We start from the raw sequence: 2,641 nt of genomic DNA on the forward strand, positions 1-2,641 counted from the left end.
AGACGAAAGCTTAGTTATTGTACGCAGTTTTTTTAGTTTATTTTTATTCCAAGTCGTTTCTGAATCAGAATTATTAAAAAAATCAAAATTATTCCACCAATTAGTATTAAAGGAATTTTAGTTTTATTCTCTTTAATTTGGTTATTTACACAATTTAGATTTATATATTCTTTTGAATTTACTCGAATTGAAACGACACTTTTAATATTGTTAAAAAGAAATTTTGCATTTTTATCAATTCTAATTTCGATATTTTGGTTAGGTTTTACGTCTGAAATAAACTGTTGATAATTAAAACATTTGGTGTATTCAGGAATTATTTTTAGAATTTTTGGGTTGTTTTCAATTTCCAAATTATAAGAAACACTTACTTTTCTTTTAGGTTTGTTTCTATGAATCGATTTGTAAGAACCTGTTATTATTTCAGTTTTATCTAATTTTATATTACTTGTTGTTAATGAGTTGTAAAGAACAAAACTCAAAGCTAAAAATACTAAAATATAAAAAAAGGTGTTGAATATTTTCACTAAAATTCTTTTTAGAACGGTTTTTTTCAAAATTGCGGACAACATTGTTTTTTCACGAAACTGATCTAGCTTTTGTTTCGTAAAAAATCAACTATATCCGCATTTCGTAAAATTAAAAACAAATATAATTATTTTTTTGTAAATTAGACACTTACTAAAATAATATTCATGTATCACGAAGTAATTTGATGTAAAATGTAATAATGAATGTATGGATAGCGAAACGATTCTAAAAACGTTGCAAAATCGATTAAAATTACAACGATATGCAAACAATACCATAAAATCGTATTGTGGTTACACCCAAGTTTTCTTAGAACAGATGGAAAAATACAATAGATTAGATGAAATTCCTATTTCAGAAATCGAATTGTTTATCAATACAAAAGTAATTCAAGAAAATATCAGTGTTTCCTATCAACGTTCTTTGGTTGGAGCAATTAAAAAAGTATTTGAATTAGTTGAAAATCAGAAAATTGAATTAAATTATCTTTATCCGAAACGAAAAGTTAATAAATTACCAACTTTCTTTTCTCAAGAAGAAGTACGAAATTTATTAAATGCAACAGAAAATTTAAAACATAAAGCTATTCTTACCATAATCTATAGCTGTGGATTGCGACTAAGCGAATTGATAAATTTAAAAATTGCAGATATAAAATCAGAAAGTAATTTACTTCTTATTCGTCAAAGTAAAGGTAACAAAGATCGTATAGTTGCTTTGCCAGATAAACTTTTGCTATTATTGAGAGAATACTATAAGGTTTATCAACCTAAAGACTTTTTGTTTGAAGGGGCTAAAGGGCATCAATACAGCGAAAGAAGCGTCCAATTAATTTTAAAAAATGCTATGAGTAAAGCTGGTGTTTTATCAAAAGGCAGCGTACATACATTAAGACATTCATATGCTACTCATCTTATAAAAAGTGGAATTGATGTTCGTGTAGTTCAAGAATTATTAGGTCATAACGACATTAGAACTACCATGATTTATACGCATATTACAGATATTGATAAAAAATCGACACCAAGTCCTTTAGATTTTTTGTGATAATTTGTAAAATATAACATATTATTTTATCTCAACAACCTTCACCACTTCACTTTTCAATACTTTAGTGCCTGCCTCATTATAAGTCTGTTCTACCGTAACTTTAATTCTGTCGTATTGTGGAATTGGAAAGTTTAATAACTCACCAATATTTTTGTACCCGAATGCTTTTGCTAAAAGAGTGATGTGACGGGTTGAGTATTTGTGTCTCTGTGTAGCAGATTCTACATTCCCAACAAAAGATTTAGCAACCCCCATTTTTAAACTGAGTTCATCTTTAGTAAAACCATGTTCCTTCCTAAGATTTTTCACGTGATTTATCAAGTCAAAGTCAAATTGAGTAGTTTCAAAATCAAATAATTTCTTCATTTAATAAAAGTTTTTTATCCAACTTGTTGGATATTAAAATAATATTATTATATTTGTATAAGCGAATTGATAATTAGACTTTTAATAGTCATAATTAAACGATGAATCTCGAGTCAAAACGACCAATTTTACTATCGAGAGTATCGTGAAATCGCTCCATGTCTCAAAAGTTTTGTACTTTCGTATACGGCATGGGCGGTTTTCACATATGCTTTAGATAGTGACTTATTAAATCGAAAGTTTTATAAGTAGGGTTTGGTCGCCCTTGACTCTAAAGTGTGAAGCCGCCTTGCTTTTTTTTGCTAGTATATCTTCATACACGAGAAACATCGTTCCATAAAACCCAACACAAAATGAGAACGAAACAAATTCCATTCATCCGTAAAAAACCACCAGACAAAGTCTGTTCGTTTTAACCATTCTTTTAAAGAACAATTCTCCGTTTTATAACATTTAACGGAACGTAAAGAAAAGGTTCCCCTTTCTTTACTCGCTCTCTATCAGAGCCTCGGTAATGAGACTTTGACAGTTAGGTTATACTCTTTTTTTCGCACATTAAAAGTAAATCCTTTATTGCCATTTTCCAAATTTATTGGGGCTACTACCTGATTTAAGTTGTAAGTAATGAGTTATAAGTAATGAGTTAAATGTATGATGTACAGATTAGATGTTTGATATGAGAATTGAGATTTTA

3 protein-coding genes are annotated in these 2,641 nt (G+C 28.6%); 1 reads left to right on the forward strand and 2 read right to left on the reverse strand.

What is annotated here, in order from left to right; all coding sequences use genetic code 11:
- Positions 1–32 precede the first annotated feature (32 nt).
- Positions 33–557, reverse strand: a complete 525-nt coding sequence (locus B3792_RS05000) for a hypothetical protein (RefSeq protein WP_291069028.1) — start codon at positions 555–557, stop codon at positions 33–35.
- A gap of 181 nt (positions 558–738) precedes the next feature.
- On the opposite strand from B3792_RS05000, the gene B3792_RS05005 reads away from it, so the two are divergent.
- Positions 739–1,578, forward strand: a complete 840-nt coding sequence (locus tag B3792_RS05005; protein ID WP_291069030.1) for a tyrosine-type recombinase/integrase — start codon at positions 739–741, stop codon at positions 1,576–1,578.
- 21 nt (positions 1,579–1,599) lie between these two features.
- Here B3792_RS05005 and B3792_RS05010 read toward each other — a convergent pair whose 3' ends face one another.
- Positions 1,600–1,947, reverse strand: coding sequence for a helix-turn-helix domain-containing protein (locus B3792_RS05010; RefSeq protein WP_280050365.1), 348 nt, complete (start codon positions 1,945–1,947; stop codon positions 1,600–1,602).
- Positions 1,948–2,641 lie beyond the last annotated feature (694 nt).

It is taken from the genome of Empedobacter sp. UBA5924, from assembly GCF_002431085.1.
Taxonomy (GTDB): domain Bacteria; phylum Bacteroidota; class Bacteroidia; order Flavobacteriales; family Weeksellaceae; genus Empedobacter; species Empedobacter falsenii_B.

Excerpts from the sequence above, each read along its gene's own strand:
- B3792_RS05010 (WP_280050365.1), bottom strand. The coding sequence starts at position 1,947 with ATGAAGAAATTATTTGATTTTGAAACTACTCAATTTGACTTTGACTTG.
- B3792_RS05005 (WP_291069030.1), top strand. The coding sequence starts at position 739 with ATGGATAGCGAAACGATTCTAAAAACGTTGCAAAATCGATTAAAATTA.